The sequence below is a fragment of the Paenibacillus phytohabitans genome (assembly GCF_013141775.1).
GTDB lineage: Bacteria > Bacillota > Bacilli > Paenibacillales > Paenibacillaceae > Paenibacillus_AQ > Paenibacillus_AQ phytohabitans.
Genome location: NZ_WHOB01000029.1, coordinates 37,811 through 54,786 on the forward strand (window position 1 = coordinate 37,811; position 16,976 = coordinate 54,786).

A 16,976-nucleotide genomic window follows, 5' to 3' on the forward strand; every position below is an offset into this window, starting at 1 on the left:
TTGTATCTGCACTTCGCGCCTGGGCATTCATACATATGCATGTTAGACTACCAGCCGTCCTCTCTTCTCCGCGAGGCCAATCGTTGCCTCTACGCCGGAGTTGAATTCCAGGTAGTCGCTCTCGACTCCATCACTGAAGATTACCCCGTCCTCCGGCATCTGCGAAGTAATTCGCAGCGGCATACGGCTGTTGATCCTGCCGAAGACCAGATCGGCTGAAGTCGTCCGGCTGGGAAAAGGCTCCCGTACCGTAAAGTAGAGCTCCGGATGATCCCAGGCCAGCTTGAGCGCCGCGCCGTTTTCCTGCGGTCTGCCCCCATGGACAGACGCATGTGCTTCCAAGCCCACCGTTACCGTCACCTGTTCCTCTGCCTGCCATTGCGCCGCCTGGCTGACAATTCCCGCTGCTCCGGCGAGAACGCTTTTGAGCCAGCCGGTGGAGCCCATGCCGGTGGAGACAATAATCCCGCTGGAGGACTGCTGCTCCAGCGTGCCGTTCAGTTCAAGCTGATAACGGGCCGAGACGTGGGTCCGGCGGCCGATGAACAGATCGTTGACACCGTACAGGCTCTGGCCGTCGTTCAGCTCTGCCCTGGCAAGGGTAACCTCGCGTACCTGCCGCTGGCTGCGGAGCACCTCCGGCACCAGCTGCCGCAGGTCCTTAACCGTGAAGGGCAGCAGCACACCATCCCAGCGCTGCGGGTCGGGATTTACACCGATCAGCGGCTGCTCCCGCAGGTATTTCAGCGTATTGGCAACCAGACCGTCCTGCCCCAGCACAACTACTGTATCCCGCTCTCCAAATATAAAGTTAGGCACATGCTGCCGGTCCAGAAGCTGCAGCCGGCCTGCCGCGCTCAGCTCGGTTACAGCAGCCTCTACCGCCTTGCGGTAAGTGAAGTCCTCGCTCAAATAATCGCTGAAATCGGCCCCCAGCCGTTCAATATAGAACTGGGCCTGCTGGATCGTATTGTAGCGGACCACCAGTTCTTCCAGGCGCGTCTTGCGTTTGATCAGAATAATCTTGTTCTCGGATACCGGGCTGCTCATCGTCCGTTGCCTCCTCTTGCCGCGCCCGCCCCGTTACCCGGCGACCCGGCCATAATTCCCTGCAAAAGATCCGGGGTAATATTGAGCTGCCCGATCTTCCCGGCATTCTCAGCCAGCTCCTGGAACGCGATGGCAATCAGCTTATCCGGATTCATGCCTACATTCGTCAGTGCCTGAAGTACACCAGGTGCTACGCCCTGGAGCGAATTCATCACCACCGACAGCTCGTAGGCCTTGGCATCCGCTTCCGCCCTCTGATTCGCCACTGTCAGTTCAATCAGCTCCTGCTTCTTCTCCTCCAGCGCAGTATCGAAGCTGAGCTGCTCTTCCTTCATCTCATTCTGCTTCTGCTTCACCGAGCGTTCGGCATCGAGCTGGGTTTCGCGGATCTGCCGCTTCTTCGTCTCCACGGCGATCTCCGTATTCAGCTCATTCTCCTTCACCCGCCGCTCCTGCTGAATCGAGGCATTGCGCCGTTCATAGAGCGCATCGTCGGCGCTGCGGAGAATCTCTTCGCGGGCCTGCGCTTCCAGCGCGCGCAGCGTTTCCTTATTCGGCACGATTGCCAGAATGGACAGCCCCATCAGCTCGATGCCCAGCTTCTCTATCTCCGCGCTCTGTCCGATTTCGAGCGTAATTGTCTTAGCCAGACGTTCACTCGACTGAATGGCTTCCTTCAGCGGCAGCTGCCCGAGCTGCTTCTTGGTCAGCACCTTCGCGATATTGATCACCCGCTGGGCCAGCTTGTGCGGATCATCCGAGAGGTAGGTATTCTTCCGCAGATTATACGTATAGTTAAGAATCTGTGTAGTCTTGCCGTAATCCACGATCCGGTAGGTCAGCTGCCCCTGCACGGTCACCGTCTGATAATCAGCCGTAATTTCCTCGAACATGAACGGTACATCAATCGAAGAGACCGGCACCACTACAACCGAGGTCGTAGGCGCGTAATAATGGAAAGAAATTCCTACACCTTCCTGCACTACCTTACCGTTCTTCACCTTAAGGACATATTCACTGGGCTGGAACTTTACGAAGCGGAATCCGAACATGGTCATTACCTCCTGCTGTTTATTTAGTGGTTGATATTAACTTAATGTTATTATTAAATTGTTATTAACAATATCTTAGCAGACTTTAATGATATTATCAATATGTTAATAACAAAAATCCGCAAAAAAATACCTCACTCTCCAAAATGGAAAATGAGGCAGGTGTAAGTAAGTTACTTTACAGTGACCTTTATTTTGACGGTTTTGCCGCCGTATTTCACGGATATGCTCGCAGTGCCTTTGCTGTTGGCCTTAATCAGCCCGTTTTTGCCGGTAGCTACAAGCTCCTTGGTGGAAGTCCAGACTGCTGTCTTGGATACATCCGATTCACTGCCGTCCTCAAAAGTAGCCGTTGCCGTCAGCTGCACAGACTGTCCTGCACTCAGCGTAAGATTCATCTGGCTGACCTCGAGATATTTCAGCACATCAACGGTTACGGGGACTTTGACGGTTTTGCCGCCGTATTTGGCCGTCACATAGGATTTGCCGTAAGCCACTGCCTTGACCGAGCCTCCGGTAACTGTGACGATCTTATAGCTTCCGCTTTTCCACTCCGCCTTGTCCGTCACATCCTTCGTTTTGCCATCGCTGTAAGTGATGCTTACTGCGATTTTGGCCGTATCCCCGGATTTCATCGCCAGGTTGGTCACCGATGCTTCGATGACAGTGATCTGATCCACTTCAATGTTGACCGTCACTTTCTGACCTCCATAGGAGGCGGTGATCGCCGTTTTGCCCTTCAGCACTCCGGTTACAAGACCTTTCTTGACCGTAGCGATTGTAGTCTTGGCCGAGCTCCAGTCCGCATCCGCCGTTACATCACTCTCTACCCCGGCGGAATCGGTGGCAGTCAGTGTAATCTGCTCCTTGTCTCCGGCAGACATCGTAATCAGGCTCACATTGGCAGCCAGCTCATCCACAAGGCCCACATTCACGGTAATGGCCGCCTTCTCCGTACCTATTTTGGCGGTAATCACCGCTGTGCCTACAGAGAGGCCGGTAATCAGACCGTCCTTAACCTCGGCAATCTTCTCATCGCTGGAGCTCCACTCCACATCACTGGTGATCGTCTTGTCGCTGCCATCACTGTAACTGCCGGTAGCCTCGGCCTGATAAGTCTCGTCTTCCTTCAGTTCAATGGTCTTGGCCTGCAGCGCCAGTTTGTCCGGTGTGCCTGCCGTGATTTTGACCGTTGCCGTCTTGCCGCCGTAAGAGGCCGTAATTACAGCACTGCCTGTAGCATAGGCGGTAATGGTTCCTTTGCTAACATCAGCTACATCCGCATTATCTGTAGTCCACACTGCATCCTCTGTGACATCCTGTGAAGTTCCGTCTTCATAACTGGCCATAGCCGTTACCGCTTTGCTCTGGTCCTTGCCGAGGTTTAGCTTGCTGACCGTAAGATTCAGGCGCGCAGCTGTTTCGACACTCACAGCAATGGTGAGGGTTTTGCCGCCATAAACGGCGGTAATTGTAGTTTTGCCGGACTTGTAGCCTGTAACCAGACCTTTGGTCACGATAGCGATATTCTCGTCAGCAGTGGTCCAGACTGCGCTGTCTGTCACCGTGCTTGGGGTGCCGCTTGCATCCAGGGCGGTCAGCACAAGCTGATGAGTTCCGTTCAGGCGCAGGTTCAGGCTGTCGTTATCGACGCTGAGCTTATTGCTTTTACCTACAGCAGCTGTTGCAGTTACTGTCTTCCCGCCATAGGCTGCTGTTATCGTCACGTTGCCCTCTGCGTAGGTTGTAATACTTCCTTTATCCACATAAGCCACAGCTTCATCACTGGAGCTCCAGGTTGCCTTGCTGGTTACATCTGTTACCGTACCGTCCGCAAAAGTCGCCTTGAGCACAAGCACCTTAGCAGCATCCACCGCAAGATTCAGACTGGTTTCACTTAAGGCCAGATGTCTTGCTGTTCCCACATCAACGGTAACCGTGGCCGCCGCTCCATTATAAGTTCCTGTAAGGGTCGCCGTACCTACGGAATAACCGGTGATCAGGCCTTTGCTGACCAGAGCGATGCTCTTATCGCTTGTGGTCCATACCGCACTGCTTGTAATATCCGATGAGGACCCGTCGCCTGCTACGGCAGTCAGCACAAGCTGCTTCGTACCGCTAATCTGCAGGAATACATTATCATCGCTGGCTACCAGTTTGCTTACGGCTCCGACTTCGACCTGGGTCGAGGTTTCAAGTGTGCCGTAGACGGCAGAGATTGTTGCGGTTCCAGCCAATTTATAAGTAGTGAGGGATCCTTTTTTGACAAAAGCCACAAGCTCATCGCTCGAACTCCATGCCGCCTTAGAAGTGACATCCTCGGTGCTGCCATCGGCATAGGTCGCCGTCAGGGTAAGCGCATGGGTGGAGCTTGTTTTCAGGCTAAGCTGTTCTTCGCTCAGATCCAGATACCGGGCCACCGCAACATCCACATCCACCTGTACAGACTTGTCGCCATAGGTCGCTGTAATCGTCGCCGTTCCGGCTGTGTAGCCGTAAATCTTGCCTTTGTATACATAAGCGATACTGGAATCGCTCGAACTCCAGACCGCAGTGCCGGTCACATCTTTGGTCGTCCCATCCGGGTAGACTGCGGTGAGTTTAAGCTGCTGAGCTTCTTCCGTCTTCAGAAAAACACTCTGATCATCCACAACCAGCTTACTGGTCTGGTCAACCGTTACCTCTACTGTGGTAGTCTTGGTGCCGTATTTGGCGGTGATAACCGCCGTTCCCTGCTTGTAGCCGGTAATGACGCCTTTAAGGACATCAGCAACCGATTCATCACTGGAGGACCAGGCGGCCAGGGACGTTACATTCTCCTGCGTGCCATCCTGGAAAGTAGCTGTAAGCTTTACAGCCGAGCTGTCTTTCAGCAAAAGCGCAAGCTCCGGCTGATCCGCTTCAATCCGCTTGGCCACCTCTACATTCACTGTGACGGTGATGGTTTTTTTGCCATATACGCCTGTGATTGTGGCTGTCCCGGAGGAGATCCCTTTGACTGCACCGTTCACTACGGTTGCTACCGCAGCATCGCTCGTGCTCCAGACTGCCTTGTTTGCCACCGTGGCGTCCGTTGTATTATCCGAATACGTTGCGGTCAGAATAATGCTGTCCGACTCGGCTTTGCGGAGATCCAGGCTCTGGACATTCTGCGTCAGCGCTTTAACCTTCTTGGTTACAGTAACCGTTGCGGCCTGGGAGAACTTCGTGCCGTCACTATATGTAAATACCGCAACAATCGTAGCTGTCCCTTCCGCCTTGGCCGTCACAATCCCGTTATATACGGTGGCTACCGCCGGCTTATCGCTGGACCAGTCACTGTTAACCGTCACGTCGCCTGACGTGCTGTCGGAATAGACCGCAGTAGCTGTTAGAGCCGAAGTCTCTTCCATCGCGAGCGTAAGTTCACTTACATTCAGCACAATTTTGGAGACCGTTACGGTGGAGGCTGCCAGCGCCAATCCCCCGTTAGTCAATACCAGAAGCAGCGGCAATGCCATCAGCAAAAACCGGAAATAGCTGTTTTTCTTCAATCTGTTATCCTCCTTGTTGAATTATGATTTGAATCTCTTATCGACATATCCCGGCTTTTAATTCAGGTACTAAAGACTTAATTTTTTTCTTATAACAACGGTAATAAATCGCTTATTCATCTATGTATTTACACAATCCGCGGAAAAAGAACAGCTCTAAATACACCCTGCTCAAGCGGTAGGCTGAATGCATCATAACAACCCAAACTGAATGTAGTCTGAATAGCCTCATTCTTTTTTTAATAACCTGAAAATTCACAGCGGATTTCCGGCTTTGCACAAACTCTAATCACCTTTGCACAAACTCGATTCTTCTTTTGCACAAACTAAATTCCAGCTTTGGGTTTTGTCCATTGAGTAACGGATGGTTATCATCTATGATCATTTAAACGAGAATGATTATCATTATTGGTAATCGATATAATTGGGAGGCCTACTTACAATGAACAAGGCAAGACAACCTTTCGCTATCCTGTGCATCATCTTCCTGATGAGCACCTTACTGCTCGCCTGCAGCAGCACCAAGAATGACGAAGGCAACGCTGCAGCTAACACAGCTGCCGGCAATACCGCTGCAACCGCTGCTCCAACCGCAGAAGCTACTGCAGAACCGGCAGCCACAACACGCTCTTACACCGATTACAAAGGCCATACGGTTGAGATTCCTGTGAACCCGCAGCGGATCATCTACTCCGGGGAAACTTATGGCGATCTGATTGCGCTGGGCGTACAGGCCATCGGCTATCCGCTCTCCATGGCTGATGGCCAGGTATTCAAGGACAAGCTGACCGGGGTAGAAGATGTCGGCTTCCCGATCAACCTGGAGAAGACGCTTGAGCTTCAGCCGGATCTGATCATCTATGCCGGAATTGAAGAGGCTGATTTCGATGCTTTGTCCAAAATCGCTCCAACCATTATCTTCGATACCTTCGCCCCGCTGAAGGAACGGATGCAGGAAATCGGCGGTATCCTGGGCAAAACAACAGAAGCAGAAGCCTGGCTGGCCCAGTACCAGACGCAGGAAGACGCCATGTGGGCCCAGCTTAAAGCATCAGGCATGAAGGAAGGCGAAACCGCCGCAGTCTTCACTTACTATCCGGGCGACAGACTGTTTGTAATGGCTACAACCGGCCTGTCACAGGTACTGTATGGAGAGAACGGATTCAAGCCTACTCCGGCGATCCAAAAGGTGCTTGACGCCGACATGGGCTTCCAGGAGATCTCGATGGAGGTTATCCAGGAATACGCAGGGGACCGTATTTTCCTTCTGACGCCGGTAGCTGACGAAGCCAAGGCATCGACCGACAAGCTGCTGGAAAGTGCAGTCTGGAAAAGCCTGCCGGCCGTTAAGAACGGCTATGTCTACACGCAGGACATTATGAAAACCTCCAGTGATGCCACCACCAGAGAATGGCTGCTGGGAGAAATCCCCACAATGCTGAATAAGTAACGATTACGCATGCAGACAGGACGAATATTAAAAGCAGCTTATCAACTAATGTTGATAAGCTGCTTTATTTTATATACAATGAGGTTTATTGATAATCGTTCTCAATATACATATAAATTCAACTGCCCTGAAAGGAGTGCTGAGCCTTGAGACAGAATGCCCTGAACCCTGGACTCCCCCCTGAACCCGCACTTGCAGCGGCTCCGGCCCTGCCGGCAGTTCCGCTCCGCTCCCTGCTGTTTCAGCTGAAGGGCATTGAGCTGGTAATCCAGAGTGCTGACACTGTGTCCGCTGTGCAGACTGCCGGTCAGCATACACTTCTGATCTTTACCGGAGGCCGCGGTGAACTCTGTATCGGGGAGCAGCCGGCCCTTTCAGTACATGTAGACAAGTGTTGTCTGCTGTCCCCCGGAACTTCCTACAGTACGGATAACGCGGAAATGACACTATACTATTATTTGATATCCTTTGCCGCTATCACGGCTGGAGATTCTCCTGCTTCCTATACAGCTGAATTGCTGCCCGGCCGGAAAGAACTAATCGTCCACCCCTTCACCCGGGTGATACGGCTCGCAGAGGAACTGCTTGCGAACCAGGGCAGCGGGGACGAACTCCAGTATTTCAGACAGCAGCTGCAGTTCCAGGAGCTGCTGCTCCTGCTATTTGAACATAATTACTCCACCCGCCAGCTGCCCAGTCCCGCGCAATCCGTGGAGAGTACAATTCAATTCCTGCAGGATCATTATATGGAGAGCATCACGGTGAAGCAGCTTGCGGAGCTGGCACAGGTCTCTCCCTGGCAATACACCCCTATCTTCCAGAAGCTGACCGGCAAGCGGCCGCTCGATTATCTGACCGATCTGCGCATCGGGCACTCCAAGAACTATCTGCTGGAATCCGCCGAGCCGCTGCGCGAAATCGCCCGGCTGGTGGGCTTCTCCGATGAATATTACTTCAGCCGCCGCTTCCGGCAGAAGACGGGAGTCACGCCCGGGCAGTATGCCCAGGCCCAGCAGCGAAAAGTTACCGTCAAGGATTGGACGGGGCATGAAGTGGAAATTCCGGAGCGTCCGAAGCGGATTGTCTACCACGGAGAGACACTTGGGGATTTGCTGGCGCTGGGAGTCAAGCCGGCCGGAGGCGATGAGGCCTTCGCCCGGAACAGCGTCTATAAGCACCGCGTCAAGAATCTGGCCAATGTCGGCTTCCCGCTGGACCCGCAGCTGACCCGGCTGATCAGCCCCGACCTGATTATTATCGCGAATTCGGACGAGCGCGCCTATACGCGCGTCTCCGGTATCGCCCCGACCCTCACCTTCGATTCATTCGCGCCGCTCGAGCATCGGCTGCGGATACTTGGCGGGTGGCTCGGCAGGCAGCGCGAAGCAGAAGCCTGGCTGGAGGCCTACCACGCCAAAAACGCTGCCATGTGGCAGCGTCTGTACGCAGAGGGGCTCCAGCCGGGAGAAACCGCCTCCGCGCTGGTCTACGACCATGGCAACCGCCTGTTCGCTATGGCGATGACCGGACTGTCCACGGCCCTGTATGCTCCCGGCGGCCTGCAGCCGACGGCAGAGATTAAGGGCCTGCTGGACCAGGGGCTTGGCTTCGGCGAGGTGGACCCGGCGAAGCTGCACAGCTACGCGGGGGACCGCGTCTTCATGCTCATCCCGGAGCGCGAGGACTCACGGGAAGCCATGGAGCAGCTGCTGCGGACGCCGCTGTGGAACAGCCTGCCCGCCGTACAGGAGGGCCGCGTCTATATGCTGGACGGCGCCAAATGGAATTCCGGCGATGCCCTGACCCGCGAGCGGCTGCTGACCCTGCTGCCCAGGCTGCTGGGGGGAGCGGGCGGGTAGGCGGGTTCGGGAATTCAGAGTGACTGGAACCTGGTACAATATCAGAACTAAAGAAGTGAGTCCATTTAACAATGCAGCAACTGCTGTATTCCGTTCCAAATGGAAATTAAGTGATAGTTGTATAATGTGCAATTAAAAACAGCGAAAAGAGAGGCTTGCCTCATATAAGTGCAATCTGTACAACTAAAATTACCCAAATGAGTGAAAACAATCTACAAATAGCTATTTAATTGCACGAAATACAACTAAACGGATAATTGGGTGTATATCAGACGATTTAGTTGTACAAAGTGCACTTATGCATATCGCTTACCGCACACACCTAGGCATATACCGTAATCGGATCATCTCAGGCCATTAGCAAGCGATTTACCAAAATGGTTTTCACTAAATAAATCTGACGCTACACCAGGAGCTGCCCTAGATCGCCTGAATTCGTACCTCGGCAGAGTTCGTACAATAGATTTCTTCCTTTCAGCCACAATCGGGGACGATCCCTAAATTCTGTTGCAGTAAATACATTAGAATGCCTTTGCAGACCCTTAAAACCCCGATTCTGTTGTACAAAATACGATCAGCCGGCTGTGAGGTTAGTCCGGAGTGGCTTGGAGTTGGTTTGTAGCTTGTTTAGAGCTGGTTTCGGACATACCGGAGCCCCGGAGCTTGGCCGGAATATGAAGCTTGCCGGATTCACCCGGAGCAGTCCCTTAACTCCACCGCCCGCCCCTTTACAGCTCAAATATTTATTTCGCCGCTTCAGGTGTAGAATACCTGATCTTCAGCACCAGAATACCCCGGTCATGCATGTCAGAGGGCAGTTCTACAATCAGGCCTTCACCGGCCCGGCTCCACTGCAGCTCTCCGTTCCAGCCCAGCAGCTCCACCTGCAGAATCTCTCCGGCGAGCTGCTTGGAGCGGTTGCCCAAGGTCCCGATCACTGTCGTTCCGCCCTCGGGCCAGCCCATAACAGAGGCATAGAGCAGCTCCCCGCCTCTGGCGGTGAAGCGGATATCCTGCGGGGTGAACGGGCTGCGCTTCGTATCGTTAAATGTTCCGCTGACGATCTGGGTCGGGCCTTCGCCATATACCTTCCAGGGCCGCGTTCCATAGATTGCTTCCCCGTTTACCGCCAGCCAGTCCCCTACCTCCAGCAGCAGCTGCTGCTCTTCTTCGGGAATAGTCCCATCCGCACGCGGCCCGACATTCAGCAGCATGACGCCGTTTTTGCTGACTATATCGACCAGGTCGCCGAGTATAACTCCCGGGGTCTTATATTTGTGGTCGGCAATATGGCACCAGGCGGTTTCACCTACCGAGGTGCAGGTCTGCCAGACCTCCGGATTAATATCGGCCAGCTGGCCCCGCTCCATATCATAGACGGCGGTTCCTTCGGCAAAAGCATCAAATTTATAGTTGATGACTGCCCCCTGGCCCCATTCCGCAGCCTTGTTGTAATAGTAGGCGGCGAGCTTTTGCAGATAAGGCTTGAAGACCGGCTGCTCGATCCACCAGTCGAAATAGACCAGCTGCGGTCCGTAACGGTCGATCAGGTCGCAGATGCGGACCAGCCAGTCGTCCAGAAATTCCTCATTCGGCGGCAGAATCGGCAGCGGATACGCCGGATCGCCGTAGCAAGGCTGCGCCGGACCGTACAATTCCGCGTATTTCGGGTCCTGCACATCTGAAGGCAGCTCGCGGCCTCCGTTGTAGTACCACCAATTCTCCGCACGGTGGCTGGAGACGCCGAAGGTCATATAATGCCGCCGCACGGCTGAGCCAAGCTCGCCGATAATGTCTCTGCGCGGACCCATCCTGGCAGCGGTCCACTCCGAATAAGGGCAGTCATACATGGCGAAGCCGTCATGATGCTCGGCAACCGGCACTACGAACGCGGCACCGGCGCGTTTGAACAGGGCAGCCCACTCCTCGGCATCGAATTTCTCCGCCGTGAACTGGGGAATGAAATCCTTATAGCCGAATGTATCCGGCGGGCCGTAGGTCTTCAGATGATGCTCATACACCTCAGTGCCTTCCCTGTACATATTGCGCGCATACCACTCTGTCCCGAAGGCGGGTACAGAATACACCCCCCAATGAATGAAAATCCCAAACTTCGCATCCTCGTACCAGCGGGGAACGGAGTACTCCTCCAGAGACTTCCAATCTGCTCTAAACGGGCCGTTCTCTACAGTATCCTTGATCTCCAGCTTCTTCTGTCTGCGCAGCTCATGCAGCGATGGTTTTGACAAGGAACTCACCTCTTCTATGGTTTGAGAATCTTGCGGACGGCTTCCAGCCGCCCGGGGTCAACCGGCCTCAGCGGATCGCCGTCCTCCCGGACAGCGGAACCGAAATGCACCCGGCGGACAGCCGTCCGGGAGATGAAATCCTTCAGGCCTGCAGCATTCAAGCCGCTGCCTGCAAGGATGGAGAGCGAAGAACCGGCGGACAGCCGTTCCAATACGGCAATCCTCGCCATACCCTCAGCGGAAGTAGCCTTATCGCTGCCGCCGGAGGTCAATATATCCGTAATCTGCGGATACCGCTTCAAGACTTCAAGCGCCTCAAGCTGATCCCGCACCTCATCAAAAGCCCGGTGATACGTTACCTCCATCCCGGCCGCAGCATCAAGCAGCCGGACCAGCAATTCTTCATCCACGGTCCCGTCACTGCGGAGCATGCCCGTGACCAGGGACAGTCCGCCCACTCCGGCAATATGCCGGATATCGCGCAGCATCGTTTCCGCGTCGGATGGGTCATACCGGAAGGAGCGCGCATGCGGCCGCAGCATTACTCTTACGGGAATACTGACTGCCTCCCGCACCGCTTCAATCAGCCCAAGGCTGGGCGTTAAACCGCCTTCACGGATTCCGGTAATCAGCTCGATCCGGTCCGCTCCATAACGTTCAGCGGTAACTGCATCACTTACTGTCGTGGCTATAACCTCTAACAGCATAGTTCACTCTACTTCCCTTCCTTGTTCATAATCATCCGTGCCGCGCCGATCATTCCGGCATCATTGCCAAGCTCGGCAGGAAGCACCTTAATGGACAGCGGTGACACGGCGGCAAGCCCGCTCATCCAGGCATCCCACCATAAGGCATGGGATTCCGCGACTCCGCCGCCAAGAATAATCGCCTCCGGGTCCATGAAAGACTGGATATTATGCACGGCCAGGCTCAGGTCGTGCATATATCTCTTCATGGGTGCAGCCGCTGCGGCGCTGCCTGCGGCGAATTCCGCCAGCAGTCTGCGGCCGTCCCAGCCCTCCGCGGCTTCTGCGCCCAGCCGGCTAAGCGCCCTGCCGGACAGATAATGCTCGGCGCAGCCCCGCTGCCCGCAGCTGCAGGGAATTCCTCCGGGATGGAGCACCATGTGCCCGATCTCCCCGGCCCCGCCCTGTCTGCCTGAGATAGCCTCAGCATTATGAATAACAGCTCCGCCGACACCTGTACCCAGCGTCAGCATTACATAATGCTCCAGCCCCGCAGCCGCCCCGCGCCAGCCTTCGCCAAGAGCGGCTGCATTGGCATCGTTGCCAACCGACACAGGCAGCGCGAACTCCTCCTCCACAGCTTCCGCCAGGCGCATGCCGGTCCAGCCCGGCAGATTCTCCGTCGCATAGAGGACTACGCCTTCAGCCGGATCTACCCGCCCGGCAGTGCCTATGCCAATGCCGCCGAGCCCGTATCCGCAGCACACAAGCTCTGCAATAATCTTTTTCAGCGCAGCGAGAATCCCTGCTGCCCCCTCGTTCACAGGCGTAGCGGTACTGCGGCGGGCAACAATCTCCCCTTGCCCGTCCACCACTGCCGCCTTAATGAAGGTTCCGCCGATATCGGCCCCGATATAATAGCGGCTCATCCTTCGGCCTCCGTTGTTGCGCCGCCCGCCTTCTCTTTCATCGCCTTCACATAACGGGCGGCTATCCACTGCGGGCGGGTTATCGCCGAGCCTACGACGACGAAGTCCGCACCCAGCTCCAGCGCCGCAGCCGCCTGCGCCGGCTCGGATATCCCGCCTTCGGCGACTACCGGCACCTTCAGGACAGCGGACAGCCGCTCCAGCAAATCCAGATTCGGCAGCGGAGTTCCCAGCGTCTCTGCGGTATAACCGCATAGCGTAGTCGAGATGTAATCCGCGCCCCATCCGGCCGCCTGCACCCCTTCTTCGAAGGTCGCAATATCGGCCATCACCGGTATCCCCGCAGCCTTCAGCGCGGCAAGGGTCGCCTCCAGCGTGCGCCCGTCCGGCCGGAGCCGCCTGGTACCATCGATGGCCACAATATCGGCCCCGGCCGCATGTACTGCGAGTGCATCCTCAAGCGTCGGCGTAATGTAGACCTCACTGCCTTCATGCTGTATTTTGACCAGTCCGATCAACGGTAAGCCAGCGGCATCCTTAATCGCCCGGATATCCGCCAGCCCTCCGGCACGGATACCGGCCGCCCCCGCTTCCTTCGCCGCCATCGCCATCGCCACCATATGATGGCTTCCGAACAGCGGCTCGTCCTCCAGCGCCTGGCAGGATACGACCAGACCCTGATAGGGAATGAGACTCCCTGAGCGTTTTTCCATACCTCGCACACCCTCCCTGCATATCATTTTCGTGTATTACACGGCTGCCCTCTTAACATTCTCTCATTCTTGCACCTTAGTCTACCAGCCTCTCAAGCCTCTTAACCCTTAACTGCCCCGCCCACCAAGCCTTTAATAATGAAGCGCTGGACGAACAGGTAGAGAATGATGATCGGCAGGGCCACAAGTGCAGCTCCGGCGAACATCTGCGGCCAGTTGGTGTTGTATTGGCTTTTGAAGGCCATGAGGCCTACGGGCAGCGTGCGCATATCCGGCGAGGACAGGTAGACCAGCGGATTGAAAAAGTCATTCCACGAGTTGATCGCCACCACGATAATACAGGTCGCCGTAATCGGCAGCGTCAGCGGAAAAATAATCTTCAGAAAGGTCCGCCAAGGCCCGCAGCCGTCCACCAGCGCAGCCTCCTCAATTTCAGTCGGCACGGTCTTGAAGAAATTCACATAGAGGAAGATCGGCAGGGCTAGCCCGGAAGCAATCTGGATCAGTGACAGCCCGACATGCGTGTTGAGCAGATGAATCTCCCGCAGCACCAGAAACGCCGGAATCGTGCCGGAGAAGGCCGGAAGGATCAGCCCCATCAGGAAGAAGGTCGACATCGCGTCCGATTTATATCTTTTGCCATGATGCAGACCGTAAGCAGCCAGCACCGAGACGCCGATGGCGGCAGCGGTTGTCATCACCAGCACCAGTATGCTGTTCCCGAAATACGGCAGCAGGTTGCCGGTGCGGAACGCTTCGGTATAATTGCTCCACTGCGGATCTTTGGGCAGGCTAAGCGGATTGATCGTTGACGGTGTCTGCAGCGAAACCGAGATCATGACCGCCATCGGAACGAGTACAATAATGAGCGCGATAATCAGCACGGTGTAGATTGAGGTTTTCTGTAATGTAGTCGTCAATTCGCCACCTCCAGACGGCTGAGCAGCTTCATCTGCACAAAGGTTACAACCAGAATCATCACGGACAGGATCATCGCCATCGCGGTGCCGTAGCCCATTTGCGAGGTTTTGAAGGCATATTGATAGATCATAATCCCGAAGGTCTGCGTAGAGTTGGCCGGTCCGCCTTGCGTCATGATGAAGACATGCTCGAACATTTTCATACAGCCGATCACCGACAGTACCGTATTCACAATGACCGAAGGAATCAGCAGCGGCAGCGTAACTTTCCAGAATTTATTCCACGGCCCCGCGCCGTCAATGCTTGAAGCTTCATATATTTCACCCGAAACGGATTGTAGTCCAGCCAAGTAGATCATCATTGAGTAGCCTGTGTACTGCCAGACCATGACGAGTGCAATCGCGTAGATTGCCAGGGAAGGATTACCGAGCCAGTCCAGCTGCGCCAGACCATTCAGCCCGATTGCGGCAAAAAACTTCGGCAGAAATCCGACCATCGGCGCATACATGTAGCTCCATACATAACCGATTACAACGGTGTTCAGGATAACCGGGAAAAAGATAATCGCCCGCATCCATACAATGCCCTTTAGCTTCTGGTCGAGCAGTACGGCCAGCAGAATTGATGCGCTATGCTGCAGCACGATGACTACAACGGAGAGAATCGCCATATTCTTCAGCGCCGTCAGGAGCAGCGGATCACGGAAGGCTTCGCGGAAGTTCTCCAGCCCGACCCAGTCGGCCTTGAACGAGAAGCCGTTCCAGTCGGTGAAGCCATAGTACAAGCCGCTGAAGATCGGTCCGGCAAAAAACAGCAGGTAGATCAGGAGCGCCGGCGCGATAAACAGCAGGTAATTGCGAAAATTCATGAATTTCATCTTCTGCCTCCATCCCTCACCCCAAATTTGGGTAAAAAAAAAGAAACCTAAGCGAAAGACAGGGTTGTCCTTGATCTGAGCTTTCGCTTATTCTCTTGTGTTGTGTGTGTTCTATAAAGATTAAACATTAAGAACGTTCCAATTAGATGTAGGCCGTAACTGCGGTGAACATTTGGACTTCCGGCCGCTGTTGTCCCCAGATTTCTTGATTTGCAACCGCTGGCCGCGGTGGAAATCCGGGGACAAAGGCGGACGCTAACGCTCCTACAGTTCCAAATTTCCCCTCCGTTACTTTCATCTTGTATTGTCTCTTTCTCAGTTCAATCTTTATAGTTTTGTTTGTCTTATATGTTCTATATATCTTTATCTTGAGCCGTTTGCATTTGTTCCAACAGCTTGGTGGTGTCCACGTTCTGCTTCAGCAGAATCTGCTGGAAGATCGGGAACATTACCGGCTCGATGGACGAGGTCATACTCGGGAAAATCTGGGCTTCGCTGGCATCAATCAGCGGCTGGAGAGAAGCGGCCAGCGGGCTGTAGGTTTCGGATGTGCCGCCTTTTACCGTTACCGCCTGCTTCGTTTCATCGGACCAGATCTTCGCCATTTCCGGCTCGGCCACGAATTCCATGAACAGTTTGATTTCTTCCTGATGCTTGCTCCAGGATACGCCAACCAGCAGGTTGTCGGACACCAGATTCGTTACGAGCGGCTGATCGCCGCGGTTGACGGGAATCGGGAAGGCACTAAGCTCAAAGGCGGAGAAGTCTGCATCAAAGTTCTCGCTGTAGCCCCATTCGCCCATCGGCCACATGGCGGCCTTGCCTTCCTTGAATACCTGCGCCACCTGGTCATAGCTGAGGCCGACCGAGTTCTCCAGCAGATACCCTTTATCCGCCAGTTCCTTCATGCCGTCGAAGTAACCTGTGAACTCAGGATCGGTCCACTTTTTGTCCCCGCTGGCCAGCTGCGGGAATACGTCCGCATTGTCATGCTGATACAGTCCGAACTGTGAAGTGGTGATGAACTGGGTCGCCCAGCCGTCCTTGCTTCCGATGACCATCGGTGCGGTGCCGCTGGCTTTGATGGTCTCGCTCACCGCCATCAGCTCTTCCCAATTGGTCGGAATCTCAAGCCCCAGCTGGTCGAACAGCGTTTTATTATAGAACATTACGATCGGCTGGCTGTTATAGGGAACGCCGTAGGTTTTGCCGTCCACTGTGCCCAGCTTCACCGCAGCTTCAAGATAATTATCCAGCCAAGGGCTGCCGGAGATGTCCATCAGGACATTCTCTTTGGAGAATTCGGCCACCTGGTTCGGGAACAGCCATAACATGTCCATATCGGACTTGGAGACAATCCGCGTACGGATGATTTCCCGGAATTGATCATACACTTTGTCGTGCTCTATCGTGATGTAGGGATATTTCTCCTGGAATTTATCAACCACCGTCTGGCTGATCGGGTTCCATGTGGTCAGCTTCAGCACCACCGGCTCTTTCTCAGCATCCCCTTCTGCAGCAGAACCGCTTGTAGCAGCCGCTCCGGAATTACCGTTTGATGCCGCATTATTACTGCCGCAGCCTGCAAGAATGACCAACAACCCAAGACATAATACCGACAACCACCAGAACCCGCCTTTTCTTCTCATGTGTTAGC

General features: G+C 54.6%; 12 protein-coding genes. 2 read left to right on the forward strand and 10 right to left on the reverse strand.

The features are described from left to right. Positions 1-42: 42 nt before the first annotated feature. The 3 genes from GC101_RS11885 to GC101_RS11895 all read right to left on the reverse strand — a co-directional run bounded on the left by GC101_RS11885 (position 43) and on the right by GC101_RS11895 (position 5,635). Positions 43-1,050 carry a diacylglycerol kinase catalytic domain-containing protein gene (locus tag GC101_RS11885; protein WP_171717441.1) on the reverse strand — a complete coding sequence of 336 codons (1,008 nt, stop codon included), beginning with the start codon at positions 1,048-1,050 and terminating at the stop codon, positions 43-45. After that, positions 1,047-2,102, reverse strand: coding sequence for an SPFH domain-containing protein (locus tag GC101_RS11890; RefSeq protein WP_171717442.1), 1,056 nt, complete (start codon positions 2,100-2,102; stop codon positions 1,047-1,049). The genes GC101_RS11885 and GC101_RS11890 overlap by 4 nt, the downstream gene beginning before the upstream one ends. A gap of 173 nt (positions 2,103-2,275) precedes the next feature. Continuing rightward, a complete protein-coding gene (locus GC101_RS11895; protein ID WP_171717443.1) occupies positions 2,276-5,635 on the reverse strand; it encodes an Ig-like domain-containing protein in 3,360 nt (1,119 codons plus the stop codon). Positions 5,636-6,077: 442 nt separating this feature from the next. Here GC101_RS11895 and GC101_RS11900 point away from each other — a divergent pair, with 442 nt between their 5' ends. Continuing rightward, positions 6,078-7,085: an ABC transporter substrate-binding protein gene (locus GC101_RS11900; RefSeq protein WP_171717444.1), complete on the forward strand. Its 1,008-nt coding sequence runs from the start codon at positions 6,078-6,080 to the stop codon at positions 7,083-7,085. 146 nt (positions 7,086-7,231) lie between these two features. Beyond that, the gene (locus GC101_RS11905) at positions 7,232-8,944 is read left to right on the forward strand and encodes an ABC transporter substrate-binding protein (RefSeq protein WP_246354304.1); all 1,713 of its coding nucleotides are present in this window, start codon (positions 7,232-7,234) and stop codon (positions 8,942-8,944) included. Positions 8,945-9,687: 743 nt separating this feature from the next. Here GC101_RS11905 and GC101_RS11910 read toward each other — a convergent pair. The 7 genes from GC101_RS11910 to GC101_RS11940 all read right to left on the reverse strand — a co-directional run bounded on the left by GC101_RS11910 (position 9,688) and on the right by GC101_RS11940 (position 16,968). After that, positions 9,688-11,193 carry an alpha-L-fucosidase gene (locus tag GC101_RS11910; RefSeq protein WP_171717445.1) on the reverse strand — a complete coding sequence of 502 codons (1,506 nt, stop codon included), beginning with the start codon at positions 11,191-11,193 and terminating at the stop codon, positions 9,688-9,690. A 14-nt stretch (positions 11,194-11,207) separates the two neighbouring features. Beyond that, positions 11,208-11,900 (reverse strand): copper homeostasis protein CutC, encoded by a 693-nt coding sequence (locus tag GC101_RS11915; RefSeq protein WP_171717446.1) that lies wholly within the window; start codon positions 11,898-11,900, stop codon positions 11,208-11,210. An 8-nt stretch (positions 11,901-11,908) separates the two neighbouring features. Beyond that, complete coding sequence (locus tag GC101_RS11920) at positions 11,909-12,808, reverse strand: ROK family protein (protein ID WP_171717447.1); 900 nt, start codon at positions 12,806-12,808, stop codon at positions 11,909-11,911. Continuing rightward, positions 12,805-13,521: an N-acetylmannosamine-6-phosphate 2-epimerase gene (locus tag GC101_RS11925; RefSeq protein ID WP_171717448.1), complete on the reverse strand. Its 717-nt coding sequence runs from the start codon at positions 13,519-13,521 to the stop codon at positions 12,805-12,807. Before GC101_RS11925 ends, GC101_RS11920 begins: the two co-directional genes overlap by 4 nt. A 101-nt stretch (positions 13,522-13,622) precedes the next feature. After that, positions 13,623-14,441, reverse strand: a complete 819-nt coding sequence (locus GC101_RS11930; protein ID WP_039309671.1) for a carbohydrate ABC transporter permease — start codon at positions 14,439-14,441, stop codon at positions 13,623-13,625. Next, positions 14,438-15,319 (reverse strand): carbohydrate ABC transporter permease, encoded by an 882-nt coding sequence (locus tag GC101_RS11935; protein WP_171717449.1) that lies wholly within the window; start codon positions 15,317-15,319, stop codon positions 14,438-14,440. The genes GC101_RS11930 and GC101_RS11935 overlap by 4 nt, the downstream gene beginning before the upstream one ends. A gap of 353 nt (positions 15,320-15,672) precedes the next feature. Further along, a complete protein-coding gene (locus tag GC101_RS11940; RefSeq protein ID WP_171717450.1) occupies positions 15,673-16,968 on the reverse strand; it encodes an ABC transporter substrate-binding protein in 1,296 nt (431 codons plus the stop codon). Between the last annotated feature and the right edge of the window lie 8 nt (positions 16,969-16,976).

Coding starts and splice junctions, on each gene's coding strand:
- GC101_RS11935 (WP_171717449.1), bottom strand. CDS start 15,319: ATGAAATTCATGAATTTTCGCAATTACCTGCTGTTTATCGCGCCGGCG.
- GC101_RS11890 (WP_171717442.1), bottom strand. CDS start 2,102: ATGTTCGGATTCCGCTTCGTAAAGTTCCAGCCCAGTGAATATGTCCTT.
- GC101_RS11925 (WP_171717448.1), bottom strand. CDS start 13,521: ATGGAAAAACGCTCAGGGAGTCTCATTCCCTATCAGGGTCTGGTCGTA.
- GC101_RS11885 (WP_171717441.1), bottom strand. CDS start 1,050: ATGAGCAGCCCGGTATCCGAGAACAAGATTATTCTGATCAAACGCAAG.
- GC101_RS11940 (WP_171717450.1), bottom strand. CDS start 16,968: ATGAGAAGAAAAGGCGGGTTCTGGTGGTTGTCGGTATTATGTCTTGGG.
- GC101_RS11920 (WP_171717447.1), bottom strand. CDS start 12,808: ATGAGCCGCTATTATATCGGGGCCGATATCGGCGGAACCTTCATTAAG.
- GC101_RS11915 (WP_171717446.1), bottom strand. CDS start 11,900: ATGCTGTTAGAGGTTATAGCCACGACAGTAAGTGATGCAGTTACCGCT.
- GC101_RS11900 (WP_171717444.1), top strand. CDS start 6,078: ATGAACAAGGCAAGACAACCTTTCGCTATCCTGTGCATCATCTTCCTG.